Source organism: Actinomycetes bacterium, from assembly GCA_036000965.1.
Lineage (GTDB): Bacteria > Actinomycetota > CALGFH01 > CALGFH01 > CALGFH01 > DASYUT01.
Map to the genome: position 1 here is coordinate 17,483 of DASYUT010000164.1, position 18,721 is coordinate 36,203.

17 protein-coding genes are annotated in these 18,721 nt (G+C 74.1%); all 17 read right to left on the minus strand.

The features are described 5' to 3' along the window. Positions 1–41 precede the first annotated feature (41 nt). Positions 42–1,226, minus strand: coding sequence for a signal recognition particle-docking protein FtsY (gene ftsY, locus VG276_14730; GenBank protein ID HEV8650615.1), 1,185 nt, complete (start codon positions 1,224–1,226; stop codon positions 42–44). Next, complete coding sequence (gene smc / locus VG276_14735; GenBank protein ID HEV8650616.1) at positions 1,226–5,023, minus strand: chromosome segregation protein SMC; 3,798 nt, start codon at positions 5,021–5,023, stop codon at positions 1,226–1,228. Before smc ends, ftsY begins: the two co-directional genes overlap by 1 nt. A gap of 235 nt (positions 5,024–5,258) precedes the next feature. Beyond that, positions 5,259–5,444: a hypothetical protein gene (locus VG276_14740; protein HEV8650617.1), complete on the minus strand. Its 186-nt coding sequence runs from the start codon at positions 5,442–5,444 to the stop codon at positions 5,259–5,261. Positions 5,445–5,771: 327 nt separating this feature from the next. After that, the gene (locus tag VG276_14745; protein HEV8650618.1) at positions 5,772–6,050 is read right to left on the minus strand and encodes an acylphosphatase; all 279 of its coding nucleotides are present in this window, start codon (positions 6,048–6,050) and stop codon (positions 5,772–5,774) included. A 406-nt stretch (positions 6,051–6,456) separates the two neighbouring features. Further along, a complete protein-coding gene (locus VG276_14750) occupies positions 6,457–7,296 on the minus strand; it encodes a L,D-transpeptidase family protein (GenBank protein HEV8650619.1) in 840 nt (279 codons plus the stop codon). 14 nt (positions 7,297–7,310) lie between these two features. Continuing rightward, the gene (mutM, locus tag VG276_14755) at positions 7,311–8,144 is read right to left on the minus strand and encodes a bifunctional DNA-formamidopyrimidine glycosylase/DNA-(apurinic or apyrimidinic site) lyase (protein HEV8650620.1); all 834 of its coding nucleotides are present in this window, start codon (positions 8,142–8,144) and stop codon (positions 7,311–7,313) included. Positions 8,145–8,370: 226 nt separating this feature from the next. Beyond that, complete coding sequence (locus VG276_14760) at positions 8,371–9,219, minus strand: DNA-formamidopyrimidine glycosylase family protein (GenBank protein ID HEV8650621.1); 849 nt, start codon at positions 9,217–9,219, stop codon at positions 8,371–8,373. A 9-nt stretch (positions 9,220–9,228) separates the two neighbouring features. Then, complete coding sequence (rnc, locus tag VG276_14765) at positions 9,229–10,074, minus strand: ribonuclease III (GenBank protein HEV8650622.1); 846 nt, start codon at positions 10,072–10,074, stop codon at positions 9,229–9,231. Between the two features lie 10 nt (positions 10,075–10,084). Then, positions 10,085–10,261 carry a 50S ribosomal protein L32 gene (gene rpmF / locus VG276_14770; GenBank protein HEV8650623.1) on the minus strand — a complete coding sequence of 59 codons (177 nt, stop codon included), beginning with the start codon at positions 10,259–10,261 and terminating at the stop codon, positions 10,085–10,087. Further along, positions 10,248–10,847 (minus strand): YceD family protein, encoded by a 600-nt coding sequence (locus VG276_14775; protein HEV8650624.1) that lies wholly within the window; start codon positions 10,845–10,847, stop codon positions 10,248–10,250. The genes rpmF and VG276_14775 overlap by 14 nt, the downstream gene beginning before the upstream one ends. A 262-nt stretch (positions 10,848–11,109) precedes the next feature. Next, complete coding sequence (gene coaD, locus VG276_14780; protein ID HEV8650625.1) at positions 11,110–11,598, minus strand: pantetheine-phosphate adenylyltransferase; 489 nt, start codon at positions 11,596–11,598, stop codon at positions 11,110–11,112. 96 nt (positions 11,599–11,694) lie between these two features. Next, positions 11,695–12,264, minus strand: a complete 570-nt coding sequence (gene rsmD, locus VG276_14785) for a 16S rRNA (guanine(966)-N(2))-methyltransferase RsmD (GenBank protein ID HEV8650626.1) — start codon at positions 12,262–12,264, stop codon at positions 11,695–11,697. 354 nt (positions 12,265–12,618) lie between these two features. Next, positions 12,619–13,545: a helix-turn-helix domain-containing protein gene (locus VG276_14790; GenBank protein HEV8650627.1), complete on the minus strand. Its 927-nt coding sequence runs from the start codon at positions 13,543–13,545 to the stop codon at positions 12,619–12,621. A gap of 106 nt (positions 13,546–13,651) precedes the next feature. Further along, a complete protein-coding gene (locus VG276_14795) occupies positions 13,652–14,476 on the minus strand; it encodes a helix-turn-helix domain-containing protein (protein HEV8650628.1) in 825 nt (274 codons plus the stop codon). Positions 14,477–14,573: 97 nt separating this feature from the next. Then, a complete protein-coding gene (gene recG / locus VG276_14800; GenBank protein HEV8650629.1) occupies positions 14,574–16,697 on the minus strand; it encodes an ATP-dependent DNA helicase RecG in 2,124 nt (707 codons plus the stop codon). A gap of 76 nt (positions 16,698–16,773) precedes the next feature. Further along, entirely contained in the window at positions 16,774–16,965 is a 192-nt protein-coding gene (rpmB, locus tag VG276_14805; GenBank protein ID HEV8650630.1) for a 50S ribosomal protein L28, read from the minus strand. Between the two features lie 257 nt (positions 16,966–17,222). Next, a complete protein-coding gene (locus VG276_14810) occupies positions 17,223–18,590 on the minus strand; it encodes a helix-turn-helix transcriptional regulator (GenBank protein HEV8650631.1) in 1,368 nt (455 codons plus the stop codon). Positions 18,591–18,721 lie beyond the last annotated feature (131 nt).

The following is an 18,721-nucleotide window of genomic DNA, read 5'->3' on the forward strand; positions in this document are numbered from 1 at the left end:
CCCCTCGACCGCGGCCAGGCCGTCGATGGCCCGAGCCTGGGTCAGGGCTCCTCGGCCAGGAGAGCGTCGACGAAGGCCTCGGGGTCGAAGGGTGCCAGGTCGTGGGCGCCCTCACCCAGGCCGACGAGCTTGACCGGGATGCCGAGCTCGCGCTGGACCGCGACGACGATCCCGCCCTTGGCGGTGCCGTCCAGCTTGGTGAGCACGACCCCGGTCACCCCGACGGCCTCGGCGAACTGCCTCGCCTGGGCGAGGCCGTTCTGGCCGGTGGTGGCGTCGAGCACGAGCAGGACCTCGCGGACGTTGCCGCCGTCGCGGTCCAGGACCCGGCGCATCTTCTTGAGCTCCTCCATCAGGTTGGTCTTGGTGTGGAGGCGCCCGGCGGTGTCGACCAGGAGCACGTCGGCCTTCCTGGCCCGGGCCGAGGCCAGGCCGTCGAAGGCGACCGCGGTCGGGTCGGCGCCCTGCTGGTGGCCGACGACCGGGGCGCCGACGCGGTCGCCCCAGAGGGCGAGCTGCTCGGTGGCTGCCGCGCGGAAGGTGTCGGCCGCGGCCAGGACCGGCTGCTTGCCCTCCTCGGACAGGGCCAGGGCGAGCTTGCCGCAGGTGGTGGTCTTGCCGGTGCCGTTCACGCCGACGACCAGCACGATCCCTGGCCGCTCGCTCTCCTCGAGCAGGTCGAGGGCGAGGGTGCGGTCGGCGGTGCCGACCGCGTCGAGCAGCTCGGTCCGGAGCAGGGCACGCAGCTCCGGGCCGGCGGCCCTGGCCGCCTTGGCCCGCGCCCGCAGCCGCTGGACGAGCTCGGCGGTGGTGGCCACGCCTACGTCGGCGCCGATCAGCGCCTCCTCGAGCTCCTCCCAGGCCTCCTCGTCGTCGGCCCCCCGGGCGATCAGGCCCGACAGGCCCCGGGAGAACGCGGTGCGGGACCGGCCCAGCCGCTCGCGGAACCGCCGCCTGGGGGCGATCTCCTCCAGCTCGGGGGCTTCTGGCCGGGTCGCCTGGTCGACCGCAGTAACGGCGGGCCGGTCCTCGGGCAGGATGACGTCGGTGACCGAGCGTGTCGGGGGTGGGGGTGACCCGGCGTCGTCGCCGACGCCCGGCTCGCGGTCGAGTACCCGGGTGCCACCACCGGGATCGTGCCGGCGACGACGCCCTGCGACCAGCGGCACCACGGCGACCAGGGCCACCACGAGGATCACCGCGGCAGCGACGAGCACAGCCTCCACTACCTCACCTCCACCGGGGCGACGGCGTCCCCGGTTCCCACCGTCGGGGTTCCCCCGCCGCCCAGGTTGCCACCATTTCGCCCAGGCTGGGAGGCACCGGTCGGGTCCGGCTCGTCGTCGAGCACGATGGCGTCCGCCTCCGGCTCGGCCACCCGTGGCCCGGCGGGGGGCGGGCGCTGACCGGCCGGGCGGGCAGGGGCCGGTCGGCGGGCCGGGCGGGCAGGGGCCGGACGCGCGCCGGCCGGCCAGCGCGCGTCCTCGCGCGACCCGGCCGGCCAGCGCGTGTCCTCCCGCAGCCGCTGGCTGACCACCTTGCTGACCCCGCCGTCCTGCATCGACACCCCGTAGAGGGCGTCGGCCGCCTCCATCGTGCGTCGCTGGTGCGAGACGACCAGGAGCTGGGCGTGCTCGCGTGTGTCGTCGAGCAGGTCGAGGAAGCGCTGCAGGTTCACGTCGTCGAGCGCCGCCTCGACCTCGTCGAGGACGTAGAAGGGGCTCGGGCGGGCCCGGAAGATCGCGAAGCAGAAGGCGAGCGCGACCAGGCTGCGCTCGCCGCCGGAGAGCAGCGACAGCCGGCGCACCCGCTTGCCCGGCGGCCGCGCCTCGACCTCGACGCCGGAGTTCAGCAGGTCCTCAGGGTCGGTGAGCACGAGCCGACCCTCGCCACCGGGGAACAGCAGGGCGAAGGTGCGCTCGAACTCGCGGGCGACGTCGGCGAACGCCTCGGCGAAGACCTCGCGGACCCGCTCGTCGACTGCCTTGACGACCTTGAGCAGGTCGCGCCGGCTCTCCTTGAGGTCCTGGAGCTGGCCGGACAGGAACGCGTAGCGCTCCTCCATGGCGTTGAACTCCTCGAGGGCGAGCGGGTTGACCCGGCCGAGCAGGGTGAGGCGCCGCTCCAGGGCGGTGGCGACGCGGCGCAGCTCGGCGTCGGGCAGCCGGCGCGGGTCGCCCTCGGGCAGGCTGTCCGAGGCCAGCCCGTGCTCGTCGGGCAGGTACTCCCGCAGGGCGTCCTCTGGGTCGACGGCGTACTCCTCGACCAGCCGCCTGGCCAGATCCTCGGCGCGCAGCCGGGCCTCCACCCGGGCCGAGTCGCCTGCCCGGGTGGCGGCCTGGTGGTCGTCGAGGGCGGCGCGGGCGGAGCGCAGCCGGGCCTGGGCCTCGCCGAGCTCGGCGCGGGCGCGGCGGACCACCTCGACCAGGCGGTCCCGCTCGGCGGTGGCGGCGGCCAGCGACCCCTCGAGCCGGCCCAGCACGGTCCCGGCCAGCCGGGCCGCCTCGGCGGCGCGGCCGGCGCCGGCCAGGCGCTGGGCCTGGGCGCGGGCGCGGCGCTCGGCCGCCTCGGCCTCGGCCGCCGCCTGGGCGCGCAGGGCCCGCTCGCGGTCGGCCAGCAGGCGGCGGCGCTCGCCCACCGCGGCGGCGGCCACCCGGGCAGTGGTGGCGGCCTGCTGGGCCTGCTCGATCGCGTCGGCCAGGGGCTCGCGGGCGGCCGGGTCGGGCGCTGGGGCGCCCTGGCGCTCGGCCTTCAGGGCGGCGAGCCGGGCCTCGGCGCCAGCCAGCCGGCCGGCGGCGCCGCCCGCTCCCGCGGCCAGCTCGCCGAGCCGGGCGGCGACCGCGGCCGCCTCGCGCTCGAGCCGGTGGAGCTCCTTGTCCACCAGGGCGAGGCGCTCGGTGACGCCGGAGACGCGTGCGTCGGAGTCCCGGATGGCCGCGGCCGCCGCGTCGACGTCGGCCTCGAGCGGCTCGAGGGCGCGCTCTGCCGCGCGCAGCCCGGTGGTGAGCGCGGCCAGCGCCGTCTCCGCTTGTCGTTCACGCAAGGCGGCCTCGTCGGCGGCACGGCGGGCGGCCAGGCCGCTCGCCTCCGGGACCTGGCCGCCCTCGACCCGCCCGGGCGCCACCAGCTCCCCCGCCCGGGTGACCACACGGCAGCCGGGGTGGCGCTCGGCCAGCGCCATCGCCTCGCCGAGGTCGGCGGCCACGAGCACGCCGGCGAGCAGCCGCCTGGCCACCTCGCCGGCGGCGCCGCTGGCCCGGACCCGGCCCGACAGCAGCGGGCCGTCGCCCTCGCCGCCGGGCTCGGCACCGGGGTGGAGGAGGATGGCCCGGCCGCTGCCGGAGTCCCGCAGCACGGCGGCGGCCGTGGCCGCCGTGCCGGGCGCCTGGACCAGGATGGCGTCGGCGTCGGGGCCGAGCGCGGCGGCCACCGCCGCCTCGTAGCCGGCGTCCACCGACAGGGACGGTGCGAGAGGGCCGAGGACCCCGGCCGTCCCCGCCCGCTGGAGGGCGCTGAGCGCGTCCCCACCGGCGGCGCGGGCGGTCGCCTCGAACGCCTGGCGGCGGGCGTGCACGGCGCTGCGCTCGCGCTCGAGCCGGCGCTCCTCCGCGGCGAGCCGGGCACGCTCGGCGGCCTGACGGTCGCGCGCCTCCTGGACCTTTGCGAGCACCTCGTCCAGGGCGGTCTCGCCCGCTTCCAGCTCGGCGATCTCGCCCTGCATGGCGGCGAGCTGGCCGGCCACCTCGGCTCGGCGGGCCTCGACGGTCGTGGCCTGGGCACGCAGCCGGGCCGTCTCGGCCTCCATCTGCTCGATCGCGCGCCTGGTGCCCGCGATGTCGCCCGCGAGCTCCACCTCGCGCTGGTGGGCGCGGGCCCGGTCCCGCTCGGCGCCGGTGGCTGCCTCGTCGAAGGCGGCCAGCTCGGCCCGGGCCCGGGCCCGGGCCGACTCGGTCTGCTCGCTGGCGGCCGTGGCCTCGGCGAGCGCCCGCTCGACCCCGGCCAGCTCGACGGCCAACTCGTCCGCCTCGCGCTCGAGGTCGGTGGGCGAGCGGCCCTCGGCGTCCTCGGCCAGGGCCTGGGCGAGGTGCCGGGAGCGCTCCTCGGCCAGGGCCATGGTGCCGCGCAGGCGCTCGCGGACGGTGGCCAGGCGGTGGGCGGTGTCGCGGGCCCGGCCGGCGGCCGGCTCCTCCGCGGCCAGCACGGCCTGGATGCGCTGCTCGTCCCCTTGGGCCGCGCCGTGGGCCGCTTCCAGCGCGGCCAGGCGGGCCGAGAACGCCCGCTCCTCGGCCTCGAGCGCGGCCGAGCGCTCCCGGGCCGCAGCCAGCTCGCGGGTACGCAGGGTCACCCGGACCTCGCGCAGCTCGGCGGCCACCTCGCCGGCCTTGCGGGCGGTCTCGGCCTGCTGCTGCAGCGGCTTGAGCTGGCGTCGCAGCTCGCCGACCAGGTCGGAGAGCCGCAGGAGGTGCTGCTCCATGCCGGCCAGCTTGCGAAGCGCCTTCTCCTTGCGCCGCCGGTGCTTGTAGATGCCGGCGGCCTCCTCGACGGCGGCCCTGCGGTCCTCGGGGCGGCCCTGCAGGACGTCGTCGAGGTGGCCCTGGCCGAGGATGGTGTGCAGCTCGCGGCCGACCCCGGTGTCGGAGAGCAGCTCCTGGAGGTCGAGCAGCCGGCAGGCGGTGCCGTTCAGGGAGTACTCGCTCTCGCCCGACCGGTACAGGTGCCTGGCCATCGTGACCTCGGTGTACTCGATCGGCAGCACGCCGGCGGAGTTGTCGATGGTCAGGGCCACCTCGGCCCGGCCCAGGGCGGGCCGGCGGCCGGTGCCGGCGAAGATCACGTCCTCCATCTTGCCGCCCCGCAGCGACTTGGCCCCCTGCTCGCCGAGGACCCAGGCGATGGCGTCGACGACGTTCGACTTGCCAGAGCCGTTGGGCCCGACGATGACCGTGACTCCAGGCTCGAAGTCCAGCACGGTCTTGTCCGCGAACGACTTGAACCCACGCAGGGTCAGCGACTTCAAGAACACGCGGCTGGCCCGGGACCTTTCGTCGAGATGGTCCTGATCATCCTGCACCCGCCCGGGGACCGGGTGTGGGATGCCGCGGGGCCTCCGAACCGGTACCCCGGTGCGCTTCCTGGACCCGCCGGAAGCGGGCGGGGGAAGTGAGGCGGCAGTCTAGCACGAGCCTCTGACAGCCTTCCGGGCAGGGCACACGAGAAGGGGCCCTCCTGCGAGGGCCCCGAAAAGGGAAAAACCCCGGCTATGCCAGGGCTGCTTCTTTCTGGACCGAGGGACGGAAGTCCTCGCCGTCGCGAAGGGAGATCTCCCGCTCCGCCACGGCGAGAGCCCGCTCAAGCTCGGCTACACGCGCCTTAAGGGCGTTCAACTCCCGCAGGATCATGTATGCGGGCGGCTGACCCACATAGCCCATGAGCGCCTTCGACATCCGGAAAGCTCCTCCCCTCAGCAACGGCCCGCACGGCGGCCGTTGCGCTCATCCGCTCGGTGGCACGACCCAGGGGCCGCCCGTGTGCCGACGCGGAATACTCCGACGGCTGGCTCCTACTGTCTTTTCTCTGGGCGAGGAAGTCCCACGGCTTGTGCGACATCCATCCCGGTGGCGGGAGAACCATCGGGCCCGTCGCACACCGCCTCAGGGCGGCCCCAGAGAGCTGATTTCACAAGGGGACGATAGCACGTTTTGACTGGACCGCCAAGTAGCGCTTGTGAAAAACTAGACGCTGATAGCGGTCGTCTCGCTACGTAAAGTGCGCTATCTTGCCTCGAACCCGTCGAATTCCCCGGTCGCTGCTGCCCGCTCGGCGTGCACGTAGCTGACCGTCGCGAACCGCGGCCCGGTGTGCAGGTAGGCTTCGAGTTGATCGAGACCCTCGGGCGAGCCTTCAGCCTCGACGTGAACCGAACCGTCCGAGGTGTTCCTGGCGAACCCGGTGAGGCCGAGCTGCCACGCCAGGCGCCAGACGCCGTAGCGGAAGCCCACCCCCTGGACGTCGCCCCGGACCACCGCCCGGAGCCGGATGCTGGCTGCCATGCGCCCGAGCATATGCTCCCCGGCAGCTGCTGAGGGGGAGTCGCCGGCGGACTTTGCTACCGGCGGTCCTCGGTCGAGGTGGGGGAGCTCGCTCTGGCGTGGCGTGCCCTGAGCGTCGTCCTGGTTCGATGTGGGGGGAACTCGCTCTGGCGGCGACTGTCGCCCTTGGTCTGCGCGCAGCGGCGTGTCCTGGCCGGCCGTCCTGGTTCGATGTGGGGGGAGCTCGCTCCCCCCACGGCCCCCCAGGAGCGCCTGTGCCATCGTGCTGGGGGAGCCGCGGTCCGGCAAGGTCTACGCTCCCCCCACGGCCCCCCAACAGCGCCTGTGCCATGGTCAGGCGGATCCCGACGCCGACATGGCCCCCAACAGCGCCTGGGGCATGGCCAGGGGGATCCCGCCGGGGTGGCTAGCGCCGGATGGTCACAGGGGTGCCCAAGGGCAGCAGGCGGGCCAGGGTGCTGATCGACCCGTTGTCCAGGCGGACGCAGCCGTTGGAGACGGCCCGGCCCAGGTCCGACGCCCGGGAGGTGCCGTGCAGGGCGATCTGGCCGTTGCCGGTGCCGAACTGGTCGAGCACGTTGGAGTAGCCCGACAGGCCGAGCGCCCAGGCCCCGTAGACCCGGGCGATCTCGGGCGGGCGGAGCTTGATGGTGACGTAGAAGCGCCCGGTCGGGGTGGGCGTGTTCGGCCTGCCGACGCCCACCTGGATGCGGCGCACCAGCATTCCGCCCTGGAACAGGCTGAGCCGGCGCTCCGACAGGTCGATCTCGACGCGGTGGCTGAGCGGCACCAGGCGCACCTGGTCGTCGCGGACCCAGCCGGTCGACTCGTTCGGGCGGCGGGGCATGAAGACCTTGAACCAACGGCGGCCCGCCTCGTCGCGGCGCTGGTGGACCAGGAACGCGGTCGGGACCCCGGCCCGCTGCTTGGCTGGGAACAGCGCGACCACGTCCTGGTTGGCCGGGGCCGACCAGACCGTCACGTCGGTGGTGGCCAGGGCGGCGAAGCCCACCTTGCCGGCCGGCAGGGTCCAGCCGGCGGTGCCAGGTGCATGCGAGCCGCCGGTCCTGGGGCCGACGCCCGACGGCGGGGTGGCCTGGGAGCCGGCGTCCTGCGCAGGGTCCGCCGCCTGCGTGGCCGGCGGGTCCGGGTCGCGTGGGGACGACCCCCCGCAGCCGGCGACCAGGATGGCGACGGCGACGGTGAGCGCGGCGGTGAGCCGGAGCGCGGACCGGCGCGGCACCATGGTGGGGACTCCTCTCAGCTCTGGCACTTCGGGCAGTAGAACGTGCTCACCTGCTCGAGCTGCTCGCACACCAGCGGCGTGCGGCAGCGCTGGCACGGCTGCCCGTCGCGCTGGTATGCGCTCAGCTGGGACTGATATTCCCCCTTGTTGCCATAGAGATCGACGTGAAGGTCGTCGCCGACCGACGTCCCCCGCAGGCGCACCGCCTCCTGGACGACCTCCCGGATCGCCCGGTACAGGCGCCGGACCTCCTGGGCGGTCAGCGTGTCCGAACGCCTGTCCCAGCGGAGCGCGCTCACCCAGAGGATCTCGTCGGCGTAGATGCGCCCGATCCCGGCTACGAACGACTCGTCGGTGAGCAGGGGCCGGAGCCTGGCCCGCCGGGAGAGCAGCCTGGCGTTGAACGCCTGCCAAGTGAAGGCGTCGGTGAGCGGGTCGATGGCTGCCGAGCGGGCCCGCGGGTCGGCGTCCGCGTCGCCGGGCGCGGCCACGAACAGCTCGCCGTCGTCGCCCAGGTGGAGGACGCGCAGGTCGCCACCGGTGGAGAAGGTGATCACGGCGTCGGTGCGCTGCTCGACCGGGGCCGCGGTGCGCTCCTTCAGCAGCTGCCCGCTTGCGCCCAGGCGGATGGCGAGCACGCCGCCGCCGTCGAGGCCGAGCAGCAGGGTGGAGCCGCGCCGGCCGACCTCGGCCACCCTGCGGCCGAGCAGCCGGTCGGCGAACTCGGCGCGGTCCGGGTGGCGGCGGACGGCCCCGGCCACCTTGACGTCGACTCCCTTGACCTTCCTGCCGACGATCACGCGCTCGAGATCGCGGCGAAGGGTCTCAACCTCGGGCAGCTCGGGCAAAGGGCTCCTCCGGTAGTCGCCACGGCCCGAGTAGTCTCCCCCGGGGATGGCAGAAAAGTGTAACCGGTCACCTCACGCGGGACGGTCATCTGGGGAGGTCCGGGGACTCGGGCAGCGGGGCGGGAACCCCGGGTGATCTGCGGGTCAGGGGCTCAGGCAGTGGGGCGGGAGCCCTCGGGTCATCTGCGGAGGTCGGGGGTCTGGCAGCGGGGCGGGAGTGCCAGGGTCATCTGAGGAAGCGGGAGCGGCGGCGGTCGGCGAGGAAGCGGCCGCTGGTCTGGCAGGTCGGGCAGTAGGAGGTCTCCCGCTCCCCCATCCACACCGAGCGGATCGTGTCGCCGCACACGAAGCACGCCGCCCCGGCCCGGCCGTGGACCGCGAACTGGCGGGCCGACGCCTTGGGGATGACCACCTGGCCGCGGACCTGCTCGGCCAGGGCGCCCCTGGCCTCACCGAGCACGCCCACAAGGCTCGCGTGCAAGCGCGAGACCTCGTCGGGGGCGAGCCGGTCGGGCCGGGCGAAGGGCGACAGGCGGGCCCGGTGCAGCACGTCGTCGCTCCAGGCGTTGCCAACCCCGGACATGCCCTTCTGGTCGGTGAGCATCCCCTTGAGGGTGTGGCCGCCGGCGGCCAGGATCGCGCCGAGGACCGCCACGGTGAACCCGGGGTCGAGCGGTTCGGGACCCAGACCAGCCACCCCGGGGACCTTCTCCGGGTCGTCCACCAGCCAGACCGCGGCCCGCCGCTGCGTGCCCCCCTCGGTCACGGCAGCAACCCGGCCGTCGGCGAGCTCGAGGGCCAGCACCCCGCCCCGGCGGGGAGGCGGCTTGGTCCCCAGCGAGATGCGACCGCCGAGGGACAGGTGGACGACCAAATACCAGCCGGACAGCTCGAGCCAGACGTACTTGGCCCTCCTGCCCGCGCCCGTGACCACCCGGCCGACCAGCGCGTCCAGCGGCGGGTCGACGGTCTTCAGGGCGGCGACCGAGTACGGGCGCACCGCAGCCACCGTGGCCCCGGCCAGGTGCGCGGCCAGGTTCTCGGCGAGCACGTCGAGCTCTGGGAGCTCGGGCATCGCGCCCCGCTACCCGTCGGCGGACAGCATGCCCGGGTCGCCCCCGGCCCGGCTGGCCGCCTTGCCACCCTGGCCGTTGGCCGTGGCGTCGGGCTCGGCCCGTGTCTCGGCCGAGGCCCGTGTCTCCTCCTCGGCCTCGGCGGCCGGGACGACCTCTGCCTCGCCGCTGTCGCCGGTGCCGGTGACCATGCGCGAGGAGACCAGCGACTCGAACGCCTCCTGGGCGGCGTGCTGCTCGGCCTCCTTCTTGGAACGGCCCTGGCCGGTGCCGTAGGCGGTGCCGGCGACCGAGACGGTGGCCGTGAACTGCTTCGCGTGGTCGGGGCCCTCCTCCTGGATCGAGTACGAGGGCATGCCACCGAGGCTGGACGCCGCCAGCTCCTGCAGCGAGGTCTTGTAGTCGAGGGCGGCGCCGCGGCCGGCCGCCTCCATGACCCGCCCCTCGAACAGGCGCCGGATCAGGTTGGCGGCGCGGGCCAGGCCCTTGTCCAGGTAGACCGCGCCAAGGATCGCCTCGAGGGTGTCGGCCAGGATCGACGACTTGTCACGGCCGCCCGACAGCTCCTCGCCCCGTCCGAGGCGCACCGCCGCACCAACTCCGAGCCCCCTGGCCACGTCGGCGAGCACGTTCATGTTGACCGTGGCCGCCCGCAGCTTGGCCAGCTGGCCTTCGGGGAGGTTGGGGAAGGCGCGGTAGATGATGTCGGTGACCACGAGGCCGAGCACGGCGTCGCCGAGGAACTCGAGCCGCTCGTTGGTGGGCAGACCGCCGTTCTCGTAGGCGTAGGAGCGGTGCGTGAAAGCCCAGACGTAGAGCTCCTCGTTGCCGAAGCGGACGCCGAGCGCCCTCTCGATCGGCAGCCGCTTATTCAACCTCGACGACCTGGCGCCCACCGTAGTACCCACAGTTCTTGCAGACGGCGTGGGGCAGCTTGGCGTACCGGCACTGGGGGCAGGCGGCGTAGGTCGGCGCGTTGCTCTTCCACTTCGAGCGCCGCGCGCGGGTGGTGGAGCGCGGCGTCTTGCGCTTAGGGACGGGCATCGTCTTCCTCCTCGGTGTGAACGGTGGAGCTGGCCGGCGGGACCGGATCGTCGGGGACCAGCCGGGCGCCCAGCCCGGCCAGGGCGGCCCAGCGGGGGTCGCCCGCGCCGGCCTGGTGGCCGCAGTCGACGACGTTCCGGTCGGCCCCGCAGACCGGGCAGAGCCCGGCGCAGTCGGGGCTGTGGAGCGGGGCGGACGGGAAGGCCAGTACCAAGGCGTCCCTGATCATCGTGTCCATGGGCAGCCGGTCGTCGGGCAGCAGCGCGTAGCCCTCCTCCTCGGCGCTCCTGGAGTCGAGGGCGAACAGCTCCCGCACGCGGACCTGGAGGTCCTGCTCGAACTCGCGCAGGCAGCGGACGCACTGGAGCGTCACCCTGGTGGTCACCTCGCCGCTGACGAGCAGGCCCTCGACGACGCTCTCGACCTCGGCGTCGACGTGGATGGGAGCGTCGTCGGCGACCCGGGCGACCGGCGTGGCCAGCCCGGGCAGGGTGCCGTCCAGGATCACGTGCCGGTGCGCTCCGGGATGCCTGACGAGCGCGCGGACACCTACGACGAACTCGGGTGCTGCGGTTTGCTTGGACATGACGAACAGGTGGATCGTGCGGGGTGGCGGGCGCGCCCGGACCGGGAATGCCGACGAGCGCATCGACCTGCCGGCGGCAGGCCGCCCGGCGAAGGGTAGCAGAGGGCCGGCGCCTGGGCGAGTACGGGCCCCGGGTCAGACCGGGGCCACCGCTCCACCAGGCTGCCGCTCCACCACCTGAGCCCCGGACCCCCGGGGCCAGACCGGGGCCACCGCTCACCACCTGAGCGCTGCACCACCTGAGCCCCGGGCCTCGCGCGCTTCAGGCGAGCGCGCCCCCGGCGGCACGCTCACGCAGCCTGGCCAGCACGAAGTCGGGCACCAGGCCGCTGACGTCGCCCCCGTGGCGGGCGACCTCCTTGACCAGGCTCGAGCTGAGGTAGGAGTACGACGGGTTGGTGGTCATGAACAGCGTCTCGACCCCGGCCAGCCGGTAGTTCATCTGCGCCATCTGCAGCTCGTAGTCGAAGTCGCTGATCGCCCGGAGCCCCTTGACGATCGCGGTGACCGACCGGTCGCGGGCGTAGTCGACGAGCAGGCCGGAGAACGAGTCGACCTCGACCCCCGGGATCGCGGCGGTCGCCTCCTTGAGCATGGCCAGGCGCTCGTCGAGCGAGAACAGCGGCGTCTTGGAGGGGTTGGTGAGCACCGCCACGATGACCCGGTCGAAGCAGGCCGCCGCTCTGGTCACGATGTCGAGGTGACCGTTGGTCACCGGGTCGTAGGTGCCTGGGCAGCATGCGGTCCCCACGGGCGCCTCCTGCGTTCCATGGTCCAGGGTCACGGGCCTCCTCGGTCTCGCCCCGCCGGCCGGCGGCAGGGGGGCCAGGGTATCGGGTCCGGCAGGTCACGGCCCGGCCGCCGGCGGGACGAAGGTGGCCAGGTGCAGCGCGGTGTCGCCGTAGCGGCGCGGCCGCTCCGGCTCGAACCCGGCGGGCCAGGGCGGCGGCTCGGCGCGGGCGGCCGTCTCGAGCACGACCACGGCCCCAGGGGCCAGCGCGCCGACCAGGCCCAGGCGGGCGAGCAGGCCGGCCACCAGACCGACCCCGTGCGCGTAGGGCGGGTCGAGGAAGACCAGGTCGAAGGGTCCGACGCGCTCGCCTCGGAGGTAGGTCTCAGCCCTGGTGCGCCGCACCGAGGCCACCCCGGTCAGCTCCAGGGCGTCCAGGTTGGCGCGGATGACCGCCGCGGCCGGCGCGGCCTGCTCGACCAGGACCGCCGAGCGGGCGCCCCGGGACAGCGCCTCGATGGCGAGCGCGCCGGTGCCGGCGAACAGGTCGAGCACGCGGGCGCCCACGACCCGGTCGCCGAGCACCCCGAACAGCGCCTCCCGGACCCGGTCGCTGGTCGGGCGGGTCGCCGTGCCGGGCACGGCCCGCAGCCGGCGACCCCCGAGCCGGCCCGCCACGACACGCACGGCACCCTCCCTCAGGTCGCCACCTGCGCCCCTGGACAGCTTGGCAGAGCCGGGGTCGGGCAGTCGGCTACCCGAACCCCTACCCGAACCCCGGACTGGTCGGACTCCAGCGCCTCGGCCCGGCCCGGGAGGCGGTGGGCGCGGCGCAGCTCCTCGGGCGGGAAGTCGGGCACCCGGCCGTGGCGGTCGAGGCACCCGGCTGTAGCGGTCGAGCATGGCGGCGTCTCGGCCGGGGCGGGAGACGGCCGGCGGCGGCGCTCGGGGGGGCCGAAGCGCCGCCACCCGCCGGTTGGTGGTTGGAGGCGGGGGTCGAGCCCGGGGGGGCCAAGGCCGTTCCCCCGCCTTCCAACCGGCTCAGCCGGGTCCCCGGGTGGGGAACCGGCCATCGTCGGCATGCGGCGCCGGTTGGGCGGCGTCCCGTGGGTCCGGCCAGGTGCCCGCGAGGCCAGGGATCCCGGCCTCGCGGAGGGCCTGGTCAAACGGCACGCCGCGCTCCCAGAGGCGCTCGAACGCCTGATACAGGACGAACGCCAGCCCGGTATGCCGGATCAGCAGCGACTCGAGCTGGGCGCCAGGGCCCTCGCCGCCGGGGCTGTACAGGTTGAGGACCATCGAGCGGCGGTCGAACAGGGTGAAATGGACCCCGACCTCGTCGACCACCCGGCACTGCTCGCCCCGGCTGGCGTAGAAGCCGACGTACTCCCGGTGCGGGGCGCTCGCGCAGACCGCGCGCTCGTGCACGGTCCGGAAGCGAACGCCGGCGGCGGCGAGGCGCTCGAGCATGGCCGGGCTGTCGACCGCGTCCCAGGGCATCGCGGCCAGGCAGACGACCTCCTCCCCGGCCTCGGCCATCGCCTGCTCGTAGCAGTCGAGGACCTGGTCACGGCGGCGCAGCAGCTCGACCGGCTCGTGCGGCGAGCCTCGGCGGCGACCGCCGGGGAGCTCCTCGAGCGCGTGGAGGATGCCTGACAGGGCCGCGTTCCGCTTGCGTGCCTGCTCGTTGGCGTACGCCTCGAGCCGGCCAATGGCCTCGTTGGGCGGCACCACCCGGAACCGCGCCATCGTGGCGCCGGCGACCTCGGTGCAGAGCCCGGCCCGGACGAGCGAGCGGATCAGCTCGTAGGCCCGGGAGCGCGGCAGCCCGGCCTGCTGGGCGACCTCGGCGACCCGGTAGGCGCGGGGCGCCAGCATGACGACGTAGCAGCGCGCCTCCCCCTGGCCCAAGCCATACCGTACGAGGCGATCGATGAGACCGGTCTCGTCGACTGGCTGGGCGGTCATTCGGAACTCCCCCCCGGGGACAACACGGCGACGGGAACAGTAGGGAGATGGACGGTGTACGTCAAGGCGGGTCATCGCGAATCGAGCACTCAATTGCACCCGCAAATTATCCGCCCGGTTCCTCGGCGGACCGGGCACCCGCCCAGGAGATGTCGAACGCCTCGGTCAGCAGGCTCGAGAGCCCGGGGTGCTCGAGCACGATCCAGGTGCCGGGACCGCTCAGCAAGCCCGACTGGTTCAGGCTGATCACGCTCGTGCGCCGGTCGACGACGCACATGCCGACGGTGACCAGCTCCACGAAGCGGACCTCCTCGCCGCGGCCCTGCCGTTCGGCCAGCCGCGAGCGGAAATCGTCGTCATCGAGGAAGCCGCACTCGTAGAGCGAACGGTAGCGAACGCCTGGGCGCAGCCCCAGCTGGTCGGCGGTTGGCGGGTCGACCCCCTCGGGCGCGAGCCGGCGGGCGCGCACCACCTCCGACCGCGCCCCAGCGGCCAGCGCCTCGCGGCGGGCCGAGGCCGCCTCGGAGTTGCGGACCAGCTCGACGAAGTCGAACGGGTCGTCGCCGTGGGGTGCGGAGTAGTAGCGGGCGAACAGGTCGGCGACCAGCCGGCCGGTGTCCTCCACCAGCGACGCCTGCTCGACCACGATCTGCTGGCGCAGGCGCTGCACGACCAGTTTGGGGTCGGCCGCGCGGAAGCGGGCCACCCGGCCGGCCTCCTCGGTGAACATGCCCTTGTCGACCAGCTGGCGGAGCGCGTCGTACGCCTTGGTCCGGGTCACGCCCGCCTGCTCGGCCAGCTCGGCCGCACGCATGGCGGCCTGGCCGTACGCGGCCAGGTAGAGCCGAGCCTCGTTGCGGGTGAGGCCGAGCTCGGTCAGCGCAGCGACCAGCTCGCCCTCGTCCTCCCATCCCGGTTCGCGAATGGCCATGGCAGGCGGTCGTGCTCTCGAAGGCACCGACGGGGCAGACGAACGATACGTGACTTGCGAAGAAGTTTCACCGTGCCTCGCGGGCCTCAGGTGGTGGTCAGCCCCGGGAGAGCCACTCGGCCCGGTCGGGGCCGAGACGGGTGAGCACCTCCTGGTACAAGGCCCGGTGATCCGGGCTGGCGAGCTCCGGGTCGGCCTCGACCAGCGCGAACGCGTCCCCCCTGGCCTTGCGCACCCAGCCGAAGTCCTCGATCAGGCGGGCCAGCTTGAGGTCGGACAGGCCCGACTGCCTGGCGTCGAACACGGTCCCCTCGCCCCGGATGCGGAGATCCTCGTTGGCCAGCTCGAAGCCGTCGTTGGTGCGCGTGATCGCCTCCATGCGGGCGCGCCCCTCGTCGGTGACCGGGTCGGCGAACAGGATGCACAGGCCGGGCGCCTCGCCCCGGCCGACCCGCCCGCGGAGCTGGTGGAGCTGGGAGAGCCCGAAGCGGTCGGCGTCCTCGATGAGCATGACGGTGGCGTTGGGCACGTCCACGCCGACCTCGATCACGGTGGTGGAGACCAGCACGTCGACCGCGCCGGCGCGGAACGCGTCCATGGTGGCTTCCTTCTCGCGGGCCGGCATGTCGCCGTAGACGAGACCCACCCGCAGCCCGGGGAACACCTCGGCGCGCAGCCGCTCGGCCTCCGCCTTGGCCGCCCGGACCTCGAGCTTGTCGGAGTCGTCCTTGAGCGCGCACACCACGTACGCCTGGTGGCCGCCGGCGACCTCCTCGCGGACCCGCTCGTAGGCCCGGTCGCGCAGGGCCTGGTCGCTCACCAGGTGGGTGGCGACCGGGGTACGGCCCGGTGGCAGCTCGTCGAGGGTGGAGACGTCGAGGTCGCCGTACAGGGTGAGCGCGATCGTGCGCGGGATCGGGGTCGCGGTCATGATCAGCACGTGCGGGCTGTCGCCCTTCTCGCGCAGCCGCACCCGCTGGTGCACGCCGAAGCGGTGCTGCTCGTCGACGACCACCGCGCCGAGCCGGTGGAACTCGACCCCCTCCGAGAGCAGCGCGTGGGTGCCGACCAGGATGTCGACCTCCCCGGCGGCCACCGCCGCGAGCAGCCGCTCGCGGCTCCCGCCGGTGGTCGCCGCGGTCAGCACCTCGACCCGCGGCCCGCCGAACAGCCCGCCCCCCTCCCCCAGCGGCCCGAGCAGCCCACGCAGGTTGATGAAGTGCTGGTCGGCCAGCACCTCGGTGGGCGCCATGAGCGCCCCCTGGAAGCCCGACTGCACCGCGCAGAGCAGGGCCCAGAGGGACAGGAGCGTCTTGCCCGATCCGACGTCCCCCTGGAGGAGGCGGTGCATGGGCACCGGGCGGGCGAGGTCGGCGCCGATCTCGGTCATGGCGCGGGTCTGGGCGCCAGTGGGGGTGAACGGCAGGGTGGCCAGGAGCTGCTTGGTGAGGTGGCCGTCGGGGGCCAGGGCGTGACCGCTCTCGCCGGTGGCCAGAGCACGGCGGCGCAGGGCGAGGCCGACCTGGAGCACCAGCAGCTCGTCGTAGACAAGCCGGTCGCGGGCGCGCCCCTTGGCCGCCATGTCGGGCGGGCGGTGGACCGCCTCCAGCGCCTCGGCCCGGCCCGGGAGGCGGTGGGCGCGGCGCAGCTCCTCGGGCAGGAAGTCGGGCACCCGGCCGTAGCGGTCGAGCAGGGCGGCGATGGCCCGGCGGAGCCGCCCGGAGGAGACGTCCTTGGTCGCCGGGTAGACCGAGATGATCTCGCTGGCGAACCCCTCGGCGTCGTCGCTCTCACGCAGCACCTCGTAGCCGGGGTTGGCCATGCCGAGGCGGCCGGCCTTCCACTCGAGCTTGCCCGAGAACGCGGCCAGGGTGCCGACCGGCAGCTTCTGGGCGTGCCAGGGCTGGTTGAACCAGGTGCAGGTCCACACGCCGCTGCGGTTCTCGTCGGCGACCCGCACCTCGAGGATGCGCAGGTTGCGACGCGGCTGCTTCTTGGCCAGGTTCTTGACCGTGCCGACCACGGTGATCACCGCGCCCTTCTTGGCGTGGGCCAGGTCGGTCAGCTCGCCGCGGGTGAGGTAGCGGCGGGGGTAGTGCTCGAGCAGGTCGCGGACGGTGCGGTAGCCGAACGCCTCCTCGACCGCCCGGGCGAGGGCCTTGGGCACCTCGGGCACGGCGCCCAGCCGGGCGCCGAGCGGGTCGGCCGTCGTGCTGTCCACTACGCGGGCAGTATAGGGGCGTCGCGGGACACCCTCTCGCGGGACACCCTCTGCCGTGCGGGCAGAGGGACATACCTCAGACGGCCTTGCGAACCTTGTTCGCCTTGATGCACGAAGTGCACACGTTCCGCCGCACCGGCGTCCGACCCTCGATCACCCGGATCCGCTGAATGTTCGGGTTCCAGCGCCGAGGGTGGCGTTTGTGGGAGAAGCTGACGCGCATGCCGAACCCCGGGCGCTTGCCACACACGTCACAGACCGCAGCCATGGGTGAACCTTTCACGGTGGAGGGGATCGTCCTTCCTCGAAGGACGCGTCGGCTACGGTAGCACCGCGCTCCACCACCAGGCACATCCGTGCAAGCTAAGGAGCCGATGCAGATGCCGACCTCGCCGCCCGCGGGCTCGGCGTGCTCGCGGTCGCCACCCTGACCCGCCGGTAGCCCCCTCTGCGGGGCAGGGGCGGCGGCAGGCCGGAGTTCCAGCATGACCCCGGCCAGGCAGCTCCCTCAGGCGGCAGAGGACGTCAAGCCCCGACCTCAGCCAGCGCGACCCTCAGCTGCTCGTCGAGCTGGCGTACCGGCCGCGTGTCCTTCCACGGCTCGAGACGGGCGCGCAGGTCCCGGAGCCGCCGCAGCCCGACCGCCGACTGGGTCTGCTCCACGACGGCCAGGGCCAGGCCGGCGAGCCGGCATGCCTCCTCGATCTCACCCTGGTGGACGTGCGCGGACGCGAGGTCGGCCAGGATGATCGAGCGCTTCTTGGTCATGGACGGCCGCAGCGACGCCAGCGCCTCCTTGGAGATCTTCTGCGCCGCCCGGGGCTCGATCCCTATGAGGCTGTTCACCTTCATGCCGTCGAGGCGGGCGCGGTCGAAGAACCCGATCCAGCTCGGGTCGGCCCCGGGTTCCGCCTTCTCGAACGCGGCGTCGGCGCGGGCCAGGGCGGCCCGGGTGGCGCGGGCGTCGCCCATGCCGGCGTGCGCCTCGGCCTCCAGACCGGCGAGCCAGGCGCGGGTCGTCGCCGTGGTGCTCCGCGCGCCGGCGCGCTGCGCGTCGCGCACCAGCGCGAGCGCGGTGCGCTGGTCGCCCACGGCGCTGGGCCGGAAGCTCATCATGCCGAGCACCCAGGCGCAGAGGGCACGGTCGTCGGTCTCCTTGGCCGCGTCCAGGGCCGCGTCGTAGTAGCCGCGGGTCGCGTTCGCGTCGCCCAGCTCGAACGACAGCCAGCCGGCGAGCGCCGCGGTCTCGCCGGCAGAGCGGCTCAGCCGCCGGCGCATCGGGCCGGACGTCGAGCCCTGGAGGTAGTAGACCAGCCGTCCGAGGTGCTGGGTGACGCCGCCGAGCAGCTCGCGGGCGGGGACCTTCTCCTCGCTCCGGTAGAACTCCGCGGTCAGCTCCTCCATGCGCTCGACCATGGCGGGGCCGATCGCGGCCGTCCGCTTCAGCGCGACCGACAGTTGCTCCCAGGGCTGCTGCTCGAACAGGTCGAGCGGCTTCGCCACCGCCGCGGCGCCGGCGACCACGGCGGCCTGGCGGAGGAACGCGCGTCGGGCCACGTCCATGACCGAGCTCCAGAGGTCGTACAGGATGGGGGGGTCGTCCTGCGTCGATGGTAACAACGACTCCCCGGGCACCGGCTCGGGGTCGTCGACGAACCCGAGCTCGTGTGCTTGCTTCCCGTACAGCAGGCAGAGGTATCTCCGGTAGCGCGGCTCCGGCTTGCGCGCCCCCCGCTCCCACCGGCCGACGGTGTTCTCGTCCACGCCGACCTGGGTCTCGCCGTGGCTCGTCATGAGGCGTTGTAGCTGGTCAGCAGCCTCTCGCTGCGACCAGCCGCGCGAGTCGCGCGCTCGTCGCAGCCGCGAGTTGGCGCTCCGCCCCGTGGCCGTCATCGCCCGTTCCCTCCGAGGAACCCGGACGCTTCCTCTCCCGCCGGCGCCTGCTTCTGGCCTGTTGCTGGCCTGCTCATGGCCTCTTCAGACGCTGTGCTCGATGTACCCATGCTACTGCTCTCTTGCTTGAA